Source organism: Actinomyces sp. HMT897, assembly GCF_016626125.1.
Lineage (GTDB): Bacteria > Actinomycetota > Actinomycetes > Actinomycetales > Actinomycetaceae > Actinomyces.
The window spans coordinates 3,070,131-3,089,213 of record NZ_CP067336.1 but is presented as its reverse complement, the minus strand read 5'-3'; the positions used below and the strand labels follow the sequence as shown (position 1 = coordinate 3,089,213).

14 protein-coding genes are annotated in these 19,083 nt (G+C 71.7%); 2 read left to right on the top strand and 12 right to left on the bottom strand.

The window, feature by feature from the left end; translation table 11 throughout:
• Nucleotides 1-200 precede the first annotated feature (200 nt).
• The 7 genes from JJJ15_RS12005 to JJJ15_RS11975 form a co-directional block, all read right to left on the bottom strand.
• On the bottom strand, nt 201-713 hold the full coding sequence (locus tag JJJ15_RS12005; RefSeq protein ID WP_200510901.1) for an FMN-binding protein: 513 nt from the start codon (nt 711-713) through the stop codon (nt 201-203).
• Nucleotides 710-1,486, bottom strand: a complete 777-nt coding sequence (locus JJJ15_RS12000) for an ABC transporter ATP-binding protein (RefSeq protein WP_200510900.1) — start codon at nt 1,484-1,486, stop codon at nt 710-712. The genes JJJ15_RS12005 and JJJ15_RS12000 overlap by 4 nt, the downstream gene beginning before the upstream one ends.
• A 1-nt stretch (nt 1,487) precedes the next feature.
• On the bottom strand, nt 1,488-3,071 hold the full coding sequence (locus JJJ15_RS11995) for an FtsX-like permease family protein (protein ID WP_246742068.1): 1,584 nt from the start codon (nt 3,069-3,071) through the stop codon (nt 1,488-1,490).
• A 5-nt stretch (nt 3,072-3,076) separates the two neighbouring features.
• Nucleotides 3,077-4,369 carry an ABC transporter permease gene (locus JJJ15_RS11990; protein ID WP_200510899.1) on the bottom strand — a complete coding sequence of 431 codons (1,293 nt, stop codon included), beginning with the start codon at nt 4,367-4,369 and terminating at the stop codon, nt 3,077-3,079.
• Between the two features lie 79 nt (nt 4,370-4,448).
• Nucleotides 4,449-5,720: a DUF2318 domain-containing protein gene (locus tag JJJ15_RS11985; protein WP_200510898.1), complete on the bottom strand. Its 1,272-nt coding sequence runs from the start codon at nt 5,718-5,720 to the stop codon at nt 4,449-4,451.
• 141 nt (nt 5,721-5,861) lie between these two features.
• Nucleotides 5,862-6,488 (bottom strand): iron transporter, encoded by a 627-nt coding sequence (locus JJJ15_RS11980; RefSeq protein ID WP_106108843.1) that lies wholly within the window; start codon nt 6,486-6,488, stop codon nt 5,862-5,864.
• A 92-nt stretch (nt 6,489-6,580) separates the two neighbouring features.
• Nucleotides 6,581-8,443 (bottom strand): FTR1 family protein, encoded by a 1,863-nt coding sequence (locus JJJ15_RS11975; RefSeq protein ID WP_200510897.1) that lies wholly within the window; start codon nt 8,441-8,443, stop codon nt 6,581-6,583.
• Between the two features lie 281 nt (nt 8,444-8,724).
• Here JJJ15_RS11975 and JJJ15_RS11970 point away from each other — a divergent pair, with 281 nt between their 5' ends.
• The gene (locus JJJ15_RS11970) at nt 8,725-9,630 is read left to right on the top strand and encodes an FAD:protein FMN transferase (protein WP_246742067.1); all 906 of its coding nucleotides are present in this window, start codon (nt 8,725-8,727) and stop codon (nt 9,628-9,630) included.
• A gap of 602 nt (nt 9,631-10,232) precedes the next feature.
• Here JJJ15_RS11970 and JJJ15_RS11965 read toward each other — a convergent pair.
• The 5 genes from JJJ15_RS11965 to JJJ15_RS11945 form a co-directional block, all read right to left on the bottom strand.
• Nucleotides 10,233-11,294, bottom strand: a complete 1,062-nt coding sequence (locus JJJ15_RS11965; RefSeq protein ID WP_200510896.1) for a GTP-binding protein — start codon at nt 11,292-11,294, stop codon at nt 10,233-10,235.
• Nucleotides 11,295-11,725: 431 nt separating this feature from the next.
• Nucleotides 11,726-12,625 carry a DJ-1/PfpI family protein gene (locus tag JJJ15_RS11960; RefSeq protein WP_200510895.1) on the bottom strand — a complete coding sequence of 300 codons (900 nt, stop codon included), beginning with the start codon at nt 12,623-12,625 and terminating at the stop codon, nt 11,726-11,728.
• Between the two features lie 4 nt (nt 12,626-12,629).
• Entirely contained in the window at nt 12,630-13,178 is a 549-nt protein-coding gene (locus tag JJJ15_RS11955; protein ID WP_200510894.1) for an isochorismatase family protein, read from the bottom strand.
• A 363-nt stretch (nt 13,179-13,541) separates the two neighbouring features.
• A complete protein-coding gene (gene miaB / locus JJJ15_RS11950) occupies nt 13,542-15,299 on the bottom strand; it encodes a tRNA (N6-isopentenyl adenosine(37)-C2)-methylthiotransferase MiaB (protein ID WP_200510893.1) in 1,758 nt (585 codons plus the stop codon).
• A 131-nt stretch (nt 15,300-15,430) separates the two neighbouring features.
• Nucleotides 15,431-17,398 carry an MFS transporter gene (locus tag JJJ15_RS11945; protein ID WP_200510892.1) on the bottom strand — a complete coding sequence of 656 codons (1,968 nt, stop codon included), beginning with the start codon at nt 17,396-17,398 and terminating at the stop codon, nt 15,431-15,433.
• Between the two features lie 466 nt (nt 17,399-17,864).
• Between JJJ15_RS11945 and JJJ15_RS11940 the strand changes: the two genes are divergently transcribed.
• Entirely contained in the window at nt 17,865-18,923 is a 1,059-nt protein-coding gene (locus JJJ15_RS11940) for an XRE family transcriptional regulator (protein ID WP_200510891.1), read from the top strand.
• The last annotated feature ends 160 nt before the right edge of the window (nt 18,924-19,083 follow it).

Below are 19,083 nucleotides of genomic sequence, written 5' to 3'. Positions count from 1 at the left end.
GGATGGTACCTGCCGGAGCTCTGAGCCGGTCCCCCGGCCCCGCTACCCCACCGACCTGACCCGAGGCGGCCGGCGCTCCCCCGGCCCGCCCCCGCTTGCTACGTAGAGGCCAGCACGCGGGCCCCGGTGCGCCCGGCCGGGCGCACCCGCGGTGGCCGCCGCCCTGTCAGCGGCGTGGCCCCCGGCGCGCCCTGCCCGGCTCACTGCTGGGCCTGGGAGGCAATGGCGTCAATGGCCCGGTTGAAGGCCTTGGAGGTCTTGGAGGCCCCTGCCAGGGCGGTGACGTGGGCGTCGGCCAGGCTCCTGCCGGTGACCGCCCCCTCGATCTGGGCCACGAAGCCCTTCATGTAGTCCCGGGAGACGGAGGTCAGGGGGTGGCCGGTGACGTTCATGTCGGTGATGACGCCGCCGCTCAGGGTGACGGTCACGTCGATGGAGTCCTCCTCCACCAGGTCGTCCACCGGCCCGTAGGACTCGCTGGCCGTGTAGGTGCCGTCCGTGTAGGAGGCTGCGGGCGGGGCGGTGGTGTGGTCGCAGCAGTCCGAGGGGGTGGCCGAGGCCGCGGGCTCCTGGGTGCCGGGGGCCTGGGTCTGGGGGCGGCCGGCGTACTCGTCGGAGCTGGGGGCCTCGCCGCCGGCGCAGGAGGCCAGCGACGCCGTCGTGATCAGGATCCCGGCGAGGGCGGCCGGGCGCCGCAGGGCGGGGTAGTTCATGACGTAGTCTCCTTAGTGGTCGGGGTGCCGGGGGCGTGGTCACCGGGCTCCTGGGCGCCCTCCAGGCCCTGCCCCTCGAAGTCGAGCATGTCGGCCCCGCGGCGGCCCTCAAAGCCCTCGTTGGTCTTCTCCCCCACCAGGCGCCCGTGGTTGAGGAGGATCTGGCGCTGTCCGGTGGAGGCGACGTGGGCGTCGTGGGTGACGACGATGAGGGTGGTGCCCTGGGCGTGGAGGCGGCCGAAGATGTCCAGGACGAGCTGCTCGTTGGTCTCGTCGAGGTTGCCGGTGGGCTCGTCGGCCAGGACCAGCTCGGGCCTGTTGATCAGGGCCCGGGCGATGCACACCCGCTGCTGCTCGCCGCCGGAGAGCTGGCTGGGCAGGTGGTGGGCTCGGTCGGCCAGGCCGACGGAGTCCAGCATCTGGCGGGCCTCCTTCTCGTCGACCATGGAGTGGTAGTACTGGGCCACCATGACGTTCTCCACGGCGGTCAGGTGGGGGATGAGGTGGAACTGCTGGAAGACCAGGCCGATGACGTTCTTACGGATGTCGGTCAGCTGTCCCGCTGTCAGGGAGCCCAGCTCACGCCCGTCCAGGGTGACGGTGCCCTTGGTGGGGGTGTCCATGCAGCCGATAATGTTCATCAGGGTGGTCTTGCCCGACCCCGAGGAGCCCACGATGGACAGCCACTGGCCCCTGGGGACGGTCAGGCTCAGGTCGTCCACGGCGGCCAGGTCGCCGTAGATCTTGGAGACGTGGGAGAGCTCGAGCAGCATGTCATTCCTCTCGCAGGACGAGCGCGGGGTCGATGGAGGCGGCGCGGCGCACCGGCCGGTAGGCGGCGACCACCGCCACCAGGACGGTCACCGCCACCGAGACGAGGGCCAGCCACCACCCGAAGCCCGCCGCGGAGTCGAACACCCCCAGGAGCACGGCCACGGCCAGGCCGTAGCCGACGGCGGTCCCCACCAGGCCCCCGAACAGCCCCAGCAGGGCGGCCTCGGAGTAGAACTCGACGGCGATGGCGCGCCCGGAGGCCCCCAGGGCCTTGCGCAGGCCGATCTCGTTGCGGCGCTCGGAGACGATGACGGTCATGGTGGTTGACACGCCCACCAGCGTCAGGGCCAGGACCACCACGCAGACCACCCAGAAGAGGGTGTTGAGCATGGTGATAATACGGGTGTCGCCGCTGGTGATCTTGGCGACCGGCTGGGCCTGGACGGAGTCGCCGGTGGCGGCGACGGCGTCGACCACGGTGGACATGGGGGCGGCGGCGGTGTCCACGCTGAACTCCAGGACGTCGTAGCCCGGGGCACTCACGCCGGTCAGGGCGTCCACGTCGGCGGCGTTGGCGTAGACGATGTCGTCCTCGCTGCCGCCGGTGTCCACGATCCCGGCCACCTGCCAGCGGGCCTGGCCGGGTGCGGTGGGCGACGCCGGGTTGGCGGAGTCCTGGGAGGCGGCGGCGGTGGACCAGGCCTTGGAGCCCGGGACGGGCCCGGTGTGGTGGTGGCCCACCGTGGCCTGGGAACCGGACGCGCTGGCGTCGTCAGAGGAGACCGAACCCTGACCGGACTGCCCACCGTGCCCGGCATGCCCCGAGTGCCCCGGCGTGGCCTGGGAGCTGGACGCGCCGGCGTCGTCGGAGGAGACCGAACCCTGACCGGACTGCCCGGCATGCCCGGAGTGGCCTGCGTGGCCCGGGGCGGTGGTGGCGGTGCCCGTGGGCGCGGCGGTGGGGGTCAGCGGGTCCGAGCTCACCGACCCGTCGGGGGCCACCGAGGTCTGGGAGCCCAGGTCCAGGTTGTCGCTGGAGAGGTACTCGGCGGTGACCGTGGAGCCGACGGTGAAGCCCGCGGCCTCGGCCACGTCGGAGCCAATGAGGACCTCCCCGGGGCCGGGCCAGTGGCCGGTCACCTCCCAGTGCCCGTTGAGGGTCCGGACCCGGTCCACGTCGATACCGGCGAGCATGTAGGGGGACTTGTTGATACGCACCGTCTCGTAGCGGTAGGCGGCGGTGGCCAGCTGGTCCGTGCCCACGCCCAGGGCGGTGGCCACGGCGGCGTCCACGTCGGCGGCCTCCTGGAAGGAGATCCGGGGGGCGGAGCCCTCGGAGGCCACCGGCACCACAATGAGGTTGGCCCCGAACTGGCGCATCTGGGCGCTCATCTGGGCGGGGACCGCCAGGCAGACGGCGGCCAGGCAGAACAGGGTGGCCGAGCCCACCGCGGAGGACAGGACGGCCGCCAGGGCCCGTGAGCGGCGGCGTCGCATGGCGGCGGCGAGCATGCGGACGAACAGGCGCCGGTTGGTCGTCCCGCGGGGCGTCCGCGAGGTGGTCGTGGGGGTGGTCTCGCTCATGTCCGTCACCTCCGGTGCAGGGCCGTAGCCGGTTGGATACGCAGGATGGAGCGCATGGAGGAGGCCGTGGCCGCCAGGAGGACCAGGGACACCAGCACCGCCACCAGCACGAAGACCATGGGCCGCATGGTGATGGTCGAGCCGAAGACGACCTTGCCGATCAGCTGGGCCAGGGCCGATCCCACCAGGGCCCCCAGGAGCGTGCCGGCCACGCCGATGACGGCCGTCTCCCCCAGGATCAGCCGGTTGACGGCGGCCGAGGAGGCGCCTACCGCCTTGAGGAGGGCGAACTCGCCGGTGCGCTCCACCAGGGAGGCGGTGGTCAGGGAGGCTACCGCCAGGGCGGCCGCCACCAGGCTCAGGGCGGTCATGAGGATCATGAGGGCCTGGGTCTTGACCAGGACGTTGCCCTCCACGGCGGCGACCTGGCGGACCTGCTTGGCCACCGAGCCGGGGACGGCCTCCTCGATCTGGTAGGTGATGGAGGAGGCGTAGGCCGTGCAGTACCAGGTCTCCCACTCGGCCTTGGACAGGGCCCTGGGGTTGGAGGCGGCCTTGCGGCTCAGGTCGTTCTCCGGGGTGGTCAGGGCCTTGACCTCGATCCGCTCGGCCTTGCCGGGGTGGCCCGAGACGTGCTGGACGACGGACAGGGGCGCGTAGAGGACCTTGTCGTCACCGTCCTTGGAGGTGTAGATCCCGCTGACGGTCAGGGTGTGATCACCGGCGGTCCCGCTCAGGGTGAGGGTGTCGCCCACCGAGGCCCCCAGCTCGGAGGCCAGGGAGGAGCCCAGGGCGACCTGGCTGCCGTCGTCGGTGGGCCAGGTCCCCTTCCAGGCCCACCAGGAGCGCAGGGTGGTCATGCCCGCGGTGACGTTCTGCCCGGTGGGCAGGGACACCTCCTTGTTGAACCAGGTGCCCACGGCCTTGACCCCGGTCAGGGAGGATCCCCCGGCGCCGGCCACGGTGAGGTGGGTGGTCAGCACCGGGGCGAAGTCCACGATGTTGTAGGCCCAGAAGATCGTCTTGAGGCTGGCGGCGTCGGCCTCGTTGAGGAAGGCGGTGGCCTCGGTGTCCTCGCTGGTCTCGTACAGGTCGGACACCACGCCCTGGGCCTTGGGCTGGACGGTGATGTTGGAGCCGTAGGTGGTCAGCTCGGCGTTGAGCTTGTCGCCCACGTCGAGGACGACGCCGAGCATGGCCACGCTCACGGCCGCGGACAGCGCCACGGTCAGGACGACCAGGGAGCGGCGGCGCAGCTGCCTGGTGAAGGACCGGCGCAGCAGTCGGGTGAAGAACATCAGGCCACCTCCGAGGCGGACGAGGGGACGGGGGCCCGCCCGGGCCCCGCGTCCGGGCGGGGACGGTGGGTGCAGGGGCTCACGCGAAGACCTTCTTGGCGGCCTCCAGGTCGGCCTCGGCGATGGCCAGGTCCCCCCCGACGACGTCGAAGGCCAGGGGGATGGGGTTGCAGCCGCCCTTGAAGCCGATGGTGGCCGGGTTAATGGCCACGTCGCAGCGCTTGCAGATCACCTTGCCGTCCTTCTCGTAGTAGCCCGAGGGGCCGCAGTTCTCGCAGGCGTCCAGGCCCACGCCGTAGGCGCCGCCGTTCTTGAGGATGACGATAAAGCGCACGGCGGCGCCGTTGGAGGCCTTGTACTCGAAGCGGTGGAGGTGGCCGTCCTCCAGGGTGGCGAGGGCCAGGTAGGCGGTACCGTCCTCGAGCCGGTAGGGCTCGGGCTCGGACAGGACCGGGACCTCGTTGACCTTGGCCACACCGTAGGTGCGGGTGGTGGCCAGCACCCCCACGCCCAGGGCGGTGGCCAGCACCCACCGGCGGGTGCGGCGGCGCCCGGCGACGGCGGCACGGGCCCGGGCGGGGTTGGCGGCGGCCGGCGCCCGGCGCAGGGTCAGGCCAGCGGCCACCGCCAGGGGTACCAGCAGGACGGCGGCGGTGGTGATCAGCAGCGTGGACTGGGCGTTGTTGGTCAACCACACCAGGAGCCGGAAGGCGGCCCCGTGCAGGACAATGCGGTGGTTGGCGTGCAGGACGGTGAGCAGGTCGGTGGCGTGGGTGAAGAGCACCAGGGCCATAAAGGCGCACACCGTCAGGCGGGTCAGGCGCACCGGGGAGCGCCGGGCGGCCCGGTAGACCAGGAACGCCAGGACGGCGCAGGCCACCCAGCCGGACAGGAAGCCCAGGACGCGCAGGAGCATCTCGGAGGACATGGTCTGCCTGCCGGGCTCAATGAAGGCGGTGAGCTGCAGGACGGTCTCGGGCACGGCCCGGAAGAAGGCCAGGGCCAGTACCACGCAGGCCAGCACGTTGGTGGCGCGGCCCAGGTGGCCGCTGCCGCCCCACCGGGGGCGCCCGACCTGGGCCGCCAGGAGGACCAGGAGGACCACGTCGGCGGCCACGCAGGCGTAGAGGGTGGGCAGGCTGACCGCTGAGCGCGAGCGCAGGACCGCGGTGGCGCGCAGGGCGGCGAAGACCGACCCCGCGACCAGCCCGGTCAGGGCGCAGGCGGCGCGCCACCGGCTGGAGGGCTCCCACCCCCGGGGCTGGTGGGGGACCAGGACCACTGCGAGCCCGGACACGAGGAGGAACGGCAGGGCCATTCCTCCGACGACGGCGACGAAACGTTCCAGCATGAGAGTCCCTTCCTACGAGTCCTTACGAGCCGGGGCGGGGTCGTCCCGGGGTTGTCCGTGGCCTGGTGCGGGTTGTCCGTGGCCTGGTGCGCCCGGGCGCCGCCCCTGTCCGGTGCAGGGGCGGCGCTCAGGCCAGTGGGCCTACCACTGCTGGGGGGTGTAGTTCCAGTCCCAGCTCAGCTCGATGGGCGTGGTCCAGAACCGGCCCTTGACACCGGTCTCCTCGTCGGAGTGGAGCATCCAGCCGTTCTCCTCCGGGGAGTGGATCTTCAGGGCCAGGGTGTACTCCCCGGCGTCGGGCAGGGCGATATTGCCCCCGTAGTGGGGGCCGTCGGAGGCGTTCATCTGCATGAAGGTGCCCTCGGCGGCGACGGTGTTGGTGGCCTTGTTGGTAATGGTGTAGTCCACTGTCAGGCCGGGGACGAAGTCACCGGCCCCGTAGCCCAGGTCGTTGCCCTCCAGGCCGGAGATGTCGGCCTCCAGGTGGAAGGACGCCTCGGAGGCCTTCAGGCCCATGCCGGCCGGCTCCATGTCCACGGGCTGGAAGTAGACCAGGGAGACGTTGATCTCGCCGACGTTCCCGTTGCCGTAGCCGATCTGGTCGTCACCCACCGGGTACTCCTGGAAGCCCTTGCCGCCCTCCGCCTTCTCGGTGGCGGTGGCGGACGGGGCTGCCTCCTTGGAGGAGTCGCCGCCACAGGCGCTCAGGCTCAGGGTACCGGCCAGGGCGAGCGTCGCGGCGACGATGAGGGGCTTGCGGATACGCATGAGGATCCTCACTTGTTCTTGTTCGGGTTCGGGGAAGGCCGCACCGGGTTTGGTGCGACCGGGTCTTCCGGGCGGGCCCGGGAAGCCTGGTGTCAGTCGTCGGCCTGCGGCCAGGTCGCGGAGCGGGCTGCGGGCTGCCCGGCGGGTGATGCCGGGGAGGCGGCACCGTCCGGGGAGGCAGCCGATGCCGCGGTGGCCGGAGAGGAGGGTGACGCCGAGGAGGCGGCACCGTCCGGAGAGGAGGCCGCCGCCGAGGAAGCAGCCGACGCCGCGGTGGCCGCGGCGGCGCCTGCCCGGCGGCGCAGCAGGGAGACTGCCGCCAGGACCACGACGACCACGGCCATGACCCCCTGGGCGGCCAGGGTCTCGACGTAGGGGTAGACGCCCAGGTAGTCGTAGGTGGGGACCCCCTGGACGTAGGTGCCGGACACGACGTCGCCCTCCACCAGGGCGTGGACGCCGCCGCCAGCGAAGATGACCACCAGGAGCGCCATGAGGAAGCTGGTGACGGCGAAGAAGGGCCGCAGCGGGATCTTGACGCTGGTGAAGCGGATGAGCAGGAAGACGGCCACGAGGATGACGCACCCCACGGCGAACCCCTGCCAGACGGAGGCGGCCCCGCCGCGGTCCATGGTGAGCAGGGCCTGGTAGAACATGACGGTCTCGGCGCCCTCGCGGAAGACGGCCAGGAAGCTCAGGGAGGCCAGGGCCCACACCCCGCCGCTGGAGACGGAGGCCTGGGTCCGGTCCTTGATGTAGGCGTTCCAGGAGGCCACCGAGCTCTTGGAGAGCATCCAGTTGGAGGTGAACAGCAGCATGAGCATGGCGATGAGGGCCACGACGCCCTCCAGGATCTCCTGGTGGGAGGAGGCGGAGTCGAACAGCCACGCGAAGAGGGCGGCCACGACCCCGCTGCCCACCAGGCCCAGGAGGATACCGAGGTAGATGTGCTTGACGCGGTCCTTCATCCCGGCCTTGATCAGGTAGGCGATAATGGCGGCCACCACGAGGATGGCCTCCAGGCCCTCGCGCAGGAGGATAATGAGGGCCTGCCCGAAGGAGCTGGTGAGGAAGGACTTGACCGGGTTGACCTGGTCGGCGGCCCCGGCGTCGAGGGTGGCGGCGTCCTGGGTGATCATGCTCTTGAGCTCGGCGGCCGCGGAGGTCACCGTCTGGGCGTCCTCACCGCCCACCATGGCCTTGCGCACCACCTTGAACTGGTTCTCCACCTGGGAGACCCGGTCCCCGGAGATGGCGGACATGACGGTCTTCTCAAAGCCGAGCTTCTCGTAGTAGCCGTAGTAGGCCTGGTTGACCAGGTCGCTGCCGGCCCTGCCGTCACCGGAGACAGCCGCGGCTACGCCCCGGTCAATGAGGTCGGTCATCTCGACGGCGACCTCGCCCCAGGTGCGCTCGCCCCGGCCGGTGTTGACCTGGGTCTTGGCCGCGTCCAGGGCGGCGCGCTCCGTGGCCGTGGTGGCGGCGCGCTGGGCGGCGTAGTCCCTGGGGTTCAGCAGGTCGGTCAGGGCGTCGAGCTGGGCGGCGGACTGGGTCACCGAGCTGCTCAGGGAGGCCACCCCCTCGGAGAGGACCTGCTCGTTGCCGGTCTTGAAGGCGGCCTGGCGCAGGGAGGCGAAGGCGTCCTTCTGGGTGGTCATGGTCTCCTTGCCCAGCCGGTCGGTGACCACCGCGGCCAGGTTGGAGGCCACGTAGCCGGAGTTGTAGGCCCGCTGGAAGGCGGCGGCCGCCCCGGAGGTGTCACCGGCCTGGTAGCGGGTGAGCCCGTTGTCGAGGTCCTGGGTGACCACGGCGGCGACCTCTCCCCAGGTGCCGTGGTCGGTGTCCGCCTCGGAGGCGCGGGCCCCGGGCGCCAGCAGGAGGGCCAGGAGGGCCAGGAGGGCCGTGAGGGGGACGGTGAGCCGGGGGGCCGCACGACCGGCGGAGACAGTTGACATACTCGCTCACAGGCTTTCAGGGGAAGTGGGTAGATTAGATGTACCTAAGAAGTGGAGGCGCGCTCCTTTTCAGTAGGATAGGATGACCATATTCTTCAGGTCAAAGTGAAGGAGGTCACAGCGTGTCGGGGGCGCCTGACACATCCCGCACCACAGGGCCGGTTACCGTTCGGGAACTGTCCCCCGGGTGTTCCTGGGACCACACCTGGTCCTTCACCGCCACCGGCTGCCCCTGGCAGGTCCTGACACGCCGTGCGCTCCCGCCAGGGGCGCGCAGGCGGGTGCTCGAGCTCGTTGACGCCTACGAGGGGGTGTGGTCCCGGTTCCGGGAGGACTCACTGGTCAGCCGTGCCGCCCGGGGTGAGATCGGCGACCAGGGTGATGTCGCCGCCCGCGGTGAGGCCGGCGACCAGGGTGATGTCGCCGCCCGCGGTGAGGCCGGCGGCCGGGGCGCGCCGGGCCCGGTGGTCCTGGACCTGCCCCGCGGCTCGGGGCGCATGCTGGCCCTCTACGACCTGCTCCACCGGGCCAGCGCGGGCCGCATTGACCCGCTGGTGGGGGCCGACCTGGTCGAGCTCGGCTACGACCCGGCCTACTCCTTCACCGTGCGCGACGGCGCCCTGCACCGCCTGGGGGCCCGCCGCGGCCGCCTGACGTGGGGACAGGTCCGCCGTGACGGGGACCGTCTGACCCTGCCCCGCCCGGCGCTGGTCGACGTCGGCGCCGTGGGCAAGGGGTTCCTGGCCGACATGGTGGCGGACGCCCTGGGGCGGGCGGGCGTGGACGAGGTCGTGGTGGACGCCTCGGGGGACCTGGTGGTCCACAGCGGCACGCCGGTACGCCTGGGCCTGGAGGAACCGGGGAGCCCCGGACGGGTCATTGGCGTGGTGACCCTGCGCAGGGGGGCGCTGGCGGCCTCCGGGGTGAGCGAGCGGGCCTGGGGGGAGGGCCTGCACCACGTGCTGGACGCGCTCACCGGGCTGCCGGTCCGTGACGTGCTGGCCACGTGGGCGGTGGCGGGCACCTGCGCGCAGGCCGACGGGATCGCCACCGCGCTGTTCCTCACGCCCCCCCAGCAGCTGGCCGCGGCGGGCCTGCGCTACGACTTCGTCCTGGAGCGCGCTGACGCCACCGTCCTCACGAGCCGCACCTTCCCGCGCCTGGGTGAGCTGTTCACCTCACGGTGAGCCCGGCGGCCTGTCGGTGAGGTCCACGGCTCCAGACCATGACCGTCCCCTACCTTCTCAGGAGCAGTCCCCCAGCAGTCCCCCACAGGCAGGGCGCAGCTTACTTCCTGTACACCTCGGCGATAGCGTCCCGGGCCCCGCGGACAGAGCGCAGGCCGGAGACCTGGGGCCCGGGAGCGGCCGCCCGTCGGCGAGGTCCACAGCTACTCCCCCGGCCGCCCCTACGGCGACCCCGAGGCGCCCCCTTGTTCGAGGGCCACGGGCCGCGCTGACGCAGGGCGGCTGGTAGGCGCCCACGCGCCGGGGTCGACCCCGGGACCGGGCCTGGCAGGTACGACAAGGCCCGGCCCGGATATCACCGGGTCGGGCCCATCGCACGAGGCCGCCTCCCGGTTCCCATCCCGGGAGGCCGTGCCTCCTTCGCCGAGCGCACGGTCGCAGTCCCTGGGCTGCGGTCCGGCATTCCGGAGGCGGCCGGTCACCGACGCTCCCCAACGTCTCGCGGTCGCCACCGTCCGGCGGCACAACCAATAGTGCACACCGCCCCTGGGAGAACACCCCACTACCACCTCACAGCTTCCTGGGAACTTTCCCGAGGGCTCTCACAGGCCCCGGCCCCGACGCCGGATCCGCTCCAGACGGGCCGGGCCAGCAGGGTCAGGGGCACGGGCCGAGCACAGGGCCGCCTGGAGGCGGGAGCGCACCGCCTCGGTGTCCAGGTGGGGGCCGATGGCCACCAGGCCGTGCTGGAGGGCCCCGGCAGGACCGTCCTCCAGGTGGGCCCGCCCGGCGACGACGTTGACCACGACCTCCCGGGGCCTGCCGCGGCGCGAGCCGCCCCCGGCGAGGGCGAGCACCCCCTTGAGCCGGTAGACGCCTGTGGGCAGGTCCTCCAGGAGGTCCGCCAGGCTCCCGGGGTCCACGTGCCCGGGCGCCGGGACGGTCACGACGTGGGCGTGGTGGGCGCACCCGGGCTCGCGCTCCTGACGCTCCTGACGGCTGACCTCGGCCAGGGGGAGCTCGTCCTGGACCGCCTCCCCCTGAATCCCGGCCACGGAGCCGGAGACGTCGGCCACCAGCAGGGGGTCGATACGGCCGTGGTCGGCGACCACCACGGTGGCCCGGGGGTTGCGGGCGCGGACGCGCGCGGTGAGGCGCTCCACGACGGCCTGGCGCCCGCCGGGGTCCAGCAGGTCGGTCTTGGTCAGGACCACTAAGGTGGCGGCCCCGTAGCGGGCGGGCGGGGCCGCTCCGGTGTCCACGGTGGCGGCCTGGTTGACGACGTCGACCACGTCAATAAGCCCGCCGAAGCGGGTGCGTCGCCAGGGCAGGGAGCGGATGAGACGTGCCAGCTGAGGGGGCTCGGCAATGCCGGAGGCCTCGATAATGACGGCGTCGAGCCCCAGGCGGGGACGGGTCAGGCGCTCCAGGGCGGGGACCAGGGCCCCGGCGTCGGGCAGGCAGCACAGGCAGCCCCCGGCCACGGAGGCGGGCTCGTCGACCTGCCCGGACACCAGGGCGGCGTCCACGCCTATGTCCCCGAAGTCGTTGACCACCACGCCCAGGCGCGCCCCGGGGGCACGCAGGAGGTGGTTGAGCACGGTGGTCTTGCCCGCGCCCAGGTAGCCGGTCAGGGCGATGACGGGGACGGAGGGTCGTGCCACGGGTGCACCTCGCTTTCCGGGGACAGACTACCCGTCCCAGGTGGGCGCCTCAGGTGGGCGTCCCAGGTGGTGACACCGACTGCCGGACGGCAGGATAAGGACGCGGGACACCCCAGGCAGACGCCTCCCACGTGCGCGGGCACCCTCGGCCACCGCACCAGGCGACGACGTCGGCGTCGGACGCCCTCCCACGTGCAGGAGCGCGCTGTACCCCCACCTGGGGACCGAGGGCGGGGACGCGCTCCCACACACATGAACGCGCTCTGAGGAAGATAAACGCGCTCTAGAGCAGGTGAACACCGTCTAGGGTGGATGAACGCCGCATAGGGCAGGTGAACGCCACCTAGAGAAGCGTTCATCTGACCAAAAGCGCGTTCATCTGACCAAAAGCGCGTTCATCTACCGAAAGAGGCGTTCACCTACCGGGAGGCTCATGACCGCCGGGGGCGAAGGGATCGGGAGTCGGCGTAGCCGACCGCCCTGGCCGCCTCTTCCCAGGTCGCTCCCCGTTCGTGGAGCTGTTGGGCCCGCTCCCGGCGCACGGCCCGGGAGTAGGCCTGCGGCGTCAGGCCGGTGGCGGAGACGAAGTGCCTCGCCAGGGTCCTCCCGCTGACCCCGAGGCGCCGTCCGAGGAGCTCCAGCGTCAGGGGCCCCTCATCCGGGTTATCGAGGATGTCCTGAGCGCGGTGGGCCAGGTCATCCATGTGGTTGCGGTGGACGAGCATCACCGAGCGCTGCGAGGCCGAGCCGGGTCGCCAGGCGGGGACGACGAGCGTGCGGGCCACGCGGGCCGCGAGCGCCGGGCCGTGGTCGTGAGCCACGAGGTGGAGCGCGAGGTCGATGCCGCTGGCAATGCCGGCCGAGGTGTGCAGCCTCCCCTCGCAGGTGAACAGGACGTCGCGCAGGACCTGGACGCCGCGATACCGTTTCAGGACCGGGACGAGGTCGTGATGGGTGGTGGCGGTGCGCCCGGTGAGGACTCCGGCCTCTGCGAGCGCCAGGGCGCCGGCGCACACGGAGGCGACGCGGCCGCCGTCGTCCCAGTGCCCGCGGATCCTCTTGAGCAGGGTGCGTGAGAGCCCCAGGGAGCCGGCCGGGGCCTTCCACCCCGGCACCAGGACGAGGTCGTCAGGCTCCAGATCCGGCCAGTGCACCGCGGCGGCAAGGGCCACGCCCTGGTACGAGCCGGTGATCGGGTGCTCACTGACATAGCCGACGGTGTACCCGGCGCCCATGTCCGCCGCGGTGACGAGGACCTGGGCGGGCCCGGCCACGTCCATGAGGTGCACGTGCTCGGGCAGCACGATCAGGACATGGCGGGTCGGTCTCACTCCCTCAGCCTCCCACGACCTGCTCAACGGTGGTGATCGTGGCGAACCTCCCGGACAGCGCGGCGGCGGTGCGGGAGATGACCTGCCCGGCCGGGAGCTCGCCGGAGCCGTCGGCGAGAGGGAGCGGGTGGGTGGCGGTGGCATCGATGACGACCTCGACCTCGTAGCCCAGGTCACAGGCCAGGCGGGCGGTGGTCTCCACGCACTGCTCGGTGCGGATTCCGGCGATGCGCACACGGCGTACCGCGCGGTGGGTGAGCTGCTGGGCGAGGTTGGTCGTGGTGAAGGCGTTGTGGCTGGTCTTGGTGACCGTCAGGTCCCCCTCCCGGACCTCCAGTCCGGGCTGCAGTGCGACCATGCCGCCCTCCGGGTCGAAGGGCCCCCGGCTGCCGGGCGAGGAGTGCAGGACCCAGACGACCTCATCGCCCCCGGCACGCGCGTGCGAGACCAGGCGCTGGGTTCGCTGGACGATGTCGGGCGCTGAGATCTGCGCCCACGACGGCTGGAGGCGGAAGGATTCCTGGACGTCGACGACGAGGAGTGCTGTGCTCATAATCCGAGCCTTCCCCTGGAGCCGGGCCAGGGGAAGGAGCTGGAAAGACCCGAGCCGGAACGATTAGGACAACAGGCGCGCACGCAGACGCCCACGTGCCCGGGCGCGCTGTGGGCCGACGGATTATCCCCGCACGCGGGGGGGGTGCTCCCACACGTGAACGCGCTCTGGGACAGGTGAACGCCGTCTAGGGCGGATGAACGCCACATAGAGCAGGTGAACGTCGTCTAGAGAAGCGTTCACCTGACTAAAAGCGCGTCCATCCACTGGAAAAGGCGTTCACTTACCGGGAGGCGCGTCCACCCACCGGAAGACGCGTTCACCCACCGGGAGAGACGCTCACCCACCGGAAAGCGCGCTCACCTACCCAGGGACACGCCTACCTGTCCTGAGCGGCGCGGGGTCCCCGGTCTGGCGCCCGACGGCGCCCCCTACCCGGATGGCCGACGGCGCCCCCACCCGGATGGTGGGTATGCCCAGGCTCACCGGGGCGGTGTCGGGCTCCGGGGCGGCACAGGCCTCGGTCCGGGAGCGCTCCCAGGCGTCCCCGGCGCGCGTGCGGCGCACCTGGAACAGGGCGGGGCCGTCGTCGAGCCACAGGCGGTCCCCGGGCCGCAGAGCCTGGTTGGCCGCACACGCCGCCGCGCCCAGCTGCCGTCCGCATCGGGCGGAGTCGGCAATGAGGTTGTGGGGGGCGCCGTGGGTGACCCTCACGGTGAGCACGTCCCCGGGGCGCGGGGCGCCGCCGGCGTAGTCGTCGGCCGCCACGCCGGCGGGCAGGGCGGCGTGCACCAGCCGGTTGTCGGCGGCCCGCCCCGAGACGCGGGCGGTGGCCGCGTCGCGGCGCCCCTGGCCCTCGGCGACCAGCACCTCGACGACGCGCCCCTCCTGCCTCTCGTTCTCCTCCCGGGCGATGCGGCCCATCAACGCCTCCAGGCGCTGGTAACGTTCCCTGACCACCTCGGCGGGCACCTGGTCCCGGTCGGCGGCGGGGGTGCCCGGGCGCGGGGAGTACTCGAAGGTGAAGGCCGAGGCGAACCGGGCCCGCTCGACCACCTCCAGGGTGGCGGCGAAGTCCTCCTCGGTCTCCCCGGGGAAGCCCACGATAATGTCAGTGGTGATGGCCGCCTCGGGCATGGCGGCGCGCACCCGCTCCAGGATCCCCAGGAACCGGGTGGTGCGGTAGGAGCGGCGCATGGCCCGCAGGATCCGGTCCGAGCCCGACTGCAGGGGCATGTGCAGGCTGGGCATGACGGTGGGGGTGGTGGCCATGGCCTCGATGACGTCGTCGGTGAAGGCCGCCGGGTGGGGGCTGGTGAAGCGCACCCGCTCAATGCCCTCCACGGCCCCGGCGGCCCGCAGCAGCCCGGCGAAGGCGCCCCGGTCCCCGAAGCCCACCCCGTAGGAGTTGACGTTCTGCCCCAGGAGGGTGACCTCAATGGCCCCCTGGGCTGCCACGGCCTGGATCTCGGCCAGGACGTCCCCGGGGCGGCGGTCGCGCTGGCGACCCCGCAGGGAGGGCACGATGCAGAAGGTGCAGGTGTTGTTGCAGCCCACGGCGATGGACACCCAGGCGGAGTAGGCGGAGTCGCGGCGGGTGGGCAGGGTGGAGGGGAAGACCTTGAGGGACTCCTCCAGCTCGACGGCGGCCTCGGCGTTGTGGCGGGCCCGCTCCAGCAGGGCGGGCAGGACGTCAATATTGTGGGTACCGAAGACGACGTCGACCCAGGGGGCGCGCTCGACGATGCCCTGCCCCATCTGCTGGGCCAGGCAGCCGGCCACGGCGATCTGCATGCCGGGGCGCCCGCGCTTGACGGCGGCGAGCTGGCCCAGGTTGCCGAACAGGCGGTTGGCGGCGTTCTGACGCACCGAGCAGGTGTTGAGGATGACGACGTCGGCGCCCCCGTCACCGGCCTCGGTGGCGCGGGCAGCGGCCTGCGGCACGTCCTCGACGCGCCGGTAGCCTGCCGCCTCCAGCAGGCCGGCCATGTGCTCGGAGTCGTGGACGTTCATCTGGCACCCCAGGGTGCGCACGTGGTAGGTGCGCGGCAGCCCCCGGGGGCGGGCGTCGAGGCCGGTCCGGTCGGTGGCGGGGGTCGTGGCGAGGGTCTGGGTGCTCATCGCCGGGCAGTCTACGGAGGCGCTCCCGGCCTCTCCCAACCGCGGGGCACCGCCGTGACCCGATGCACGCTCGGGACCCCTTTCGGCGGCGGGGCAGGACGCACCGCGGCTGTCGGTCGAGCACGCTGAGGCTACGCGGCGGGTGAGGCGCCGCCCCCTCGGAGGCCGTCCAGGCCCGCGACGACTCGCCGGTAGCCCGGTGCGAGCGACTCCCCTCCCTCGTCATCGGGCCGGCACCCGACGTCACGGTATCTCGCGCGTGCGAAGCCGACCATGAGATCCAGTACGTCAATACCTCTTACGGGACATTGTTCATCGTGTCCCCGGAGGAGTCTGCTGACCGTGTCCCGCATGAGCTGGTAGGCGTCTGGCCGGTCACTGAACCAGGGGTGTACGACGAGGGTCAGCTCGTCGAACAGGCGGCAGCAGTAGTGGGCACGGTCCCATCCTACTACGCGGTAGTCGTCCTCCAGCACCAGGATATTGCCGGGGCGGAGGTCGCAGTGGGAGAAGACCCTGCACCGGCAGAGGGCGGCACAGTAGTCGTGGCTCGTTCCGAAGCCGTCCGAAGTGCATCTAAAGGCGGGGACGAACTCGGAGCTGCGGGCCGCCAGGTCACTGACGAGCAGTCTCCAGCCCGCCCCGGAGCCGTCGTAGGACGTCAGGGCGCGACTGCCGTCTCCCGGGACCCCGTCCACGTACTCCCAGGAGACGGAGTGTGAATCGAGCGCCTCGAGCCTTGGCGAACGCAGACCGGAGGCGTGAAGGTTCTCGGCAAGAGACTTAAGGTCCGGGCGGGAGGTGCCGGGAGGATACTCCTGTACGACGGACGGGGCGATAGCGAGGTCCAGTGGCACGCTCTTGCTGGTGCGTTTATGGGAACGTCCTCCGTAGAGGGGGGCCGACACCGACCTGCGGGAGCACCCGACAGCAAGGGCGACCGCCCCCAGGAGGATCCCGAGGGCGGCCCAGATCAGTTCGCTGCGGGTGACCGTGTCGCCGCCGAGGGCCACACCGAAGTTGATGACGCTGGAGACGATTCCGGCGAGGATGCCGAAGGCGCTGATCCACGTCGAGATGAACCTTGCGTCAGGGGTCAGGCGAACGACCAGCGCGGAGACGAGAGGCCGGTAGACGCCCTTGACGACGCAGAGCAGCATGTAGCCAGCTGCTATGAGGACCAGGTCCCCGCTGGCCAGTCCCGCGAGCGCGGACACGCAGAAGGGCAGCAGGAGGGTCAGCCCTAGGACCGCGGAGCGGCCGGCGGACAGCCGGGAGAAGACTCTGCCGAGGCCCGCGGACGACGCCGCGTTACCCAGTGCCAGGAGCACGGCAGAAGCCCAGATACCGCCGCCGAACCGCATGGACGCGGTGTCCGCCGCAATGACCTGAATCGTTCGGTTCTGGAACTGCATGAGGCCGTCGAAGAACGCCGAGAGCATGACCGTGACCAGAGCGATCACAATATAGTCTCCCGGAACCCCGAGAGCATAACGCCGAATACCGGCTCCGCATGTTGCCCACGGACTGCTGCGACGACCGGGCCGCGAGCCGCGGGCGCCTGACGCCCGGGGGCGGATCCTGGCGACAAGCGTCGCGCCGGACCACAGCATGAGGCCCTGCAGCGCCATCAGGGCACGCGGGTCGAGATAGTAGAGCCCGACCCCTGCGAGGAAGAAGGCGGCGGTGTAGAGGTAGAAGTGCCGGTTAAGGTGCCGGTAGGTGTCACGGTATCGGTTCTCACCGACGACGTCCACCAGGAGGCTGGCGTCGGCGCCGGATATGAGGGCGTCGGCGACGGCCGTGGTGACGACGTAGACGAGGAGCGCGGGGGTCCCGCCGAGGAGTATCTGCGCAGTGAACGCAGACCCGAGGACGAAGAGGCCCGACGCATAGAAGGCTGCGTGCGAGAGGCGGTCGCTAAAGAATGACAGCGGCAGGTCGATGACCATGCTGAGAACATTTCCCGCCGCCATGAGGGACAAGTACGTGCTAAGAGGGACGCCCTGGTCGACCGTCCACCAGAGCGGCAGTATCGGCATGACCAGGGCCGTGCTCTTGAGGTAGAAGGCCGCCGAGTACCTTCGTAGACCAGTCATACGCCGCAAGACGCCCTCCCTACGTCCCGGGCGCACGCCGTTGCCGCGCAGGCTGCTGAGGGGTGAGCCGACGTCCCGGCCAGCGGCCAGGAGCGTACGGCGCAGCGGTGCGTCCCAGCCGCCGAGCTCGGTGAAGGAGGTACCGAGGTCGCGGACTCCGCGCTCACGACGGCGGACGCCCCGCACGCATGACGGGCGGCAGTCGGGCCCTGTGGCCCCGGGAGGGCAGGCGTCGTACTCGGCGCAGACACCCCGCACGTACGTCGGGCGGTGCCCCGCGGTCGGGAGAGGCCGGGAGCGCCTCCGTGGACCGCCCGGCGGTGGGCACCACGACCCCCGCCACCGACCGGGCCGGCGTCAGGGGACGGGGTCGTAGCGGTCGTAACGGTCATCGGGGGCCAGTGTAGAAGGACGAGGAACCCGCCGCCCGCTGGCTCGCAGCACGGCATGTGCGATAATCGCACACATGGAGATGGTCGAGACCTTCGAGCAGCTTGGTGAACGTATTCGTCAGGCCCGCCTGGGGCGTGGCCTGGACCAGTCGGCCCTGGCACGCGACTGCGGCCTGGGACGCACGCAGATCTCCCGCATTGAGTCCGGCGAGCGCAGGGTCTCCGCCCTCGAGCTCTCCCGCCTGGCCCGGGCCCTGGAACTGAGCCTGGGCGACCTGCTGGTCCTGCCCGCCCCGGACGCCCGGGCGGCGCGCACGCCGTTGGAGGAGCACGCCACCAGCGCGGAGAAGGACCGCTTCGAGGCGCAGAGGGAGCTCGACGCCCTGTGGCGCGACGCCTGCCAGCTGCGGGATCTGGATCTCCTGGATCCTGCGGACTGGACGTGCCAGACGCCCCAGGACGAGGCACAGGCCAGGGACCTGGCACACCGCGCCAGGAGGTTCCTGGTCGATGCCCGCCTCCTGCCGGACGAGCAGGCGCCAATCGGCCCCGTGGCAGACACCGCCGCCGCGTTCGGCCTGTGGACCTACGTCGTGGACCTGGAGGTCGAGGGGCTGTCACTGAGCCCGGACCCCGGCTTCGGAGTGGCGGTCGTCGGCGGCCGCCTGGAACCTGGACGGCGCCGCATGACAGCGGCCCACGAGCTGGGGCACCACCTGTCGGGTGACACCTACGGGGAGGACGGCCCCCAGGGGCACGGTGTCCGGGACCGGCGTGAGAGAGAACGGCTCACAGACGTCTTCGCGGCGGAGTTCCTCCTGCCCGCCGACGCAGCCTCCGCCGTCGTCAGGAAGCCGGACCGCGACGCCATGATCGTCCTCGCCGCCCGGTACCGCGTCTCGTTCAGCGTCGTCACCACGACCCTCAGGCAGCACGGCGCCCGCCTTGCCGGCACCGACCTGACCAGCCCTAGCGACTCCGACTTCTACGCCGCGGGCGTCGAGCGCCCGGCACCCGACCTCAAGGTCGGCTGCGTGCCGACCCGGTGGATCCAGGCGTGCGTCAGAGCGGAGCGCCAGCACGTGGTCAGCCGCGCCCGGGCGCAGGAGATAGCCCGGAGGCCCCTGCAATGACGCGCCACCCACGAGAGGCCCTGGAGGCTCTCCCCGCCTCTCACAAGGCGCTTCTGTGACAGTGAGCTGCGTCGGTCGTAGCGGCACCCCGGCGCCGCCTCGTTTTCCCAGGAAGCTGTGAGGTACTACGGGGGTGTTCTCCCAGGGGTGGTGTGCACTA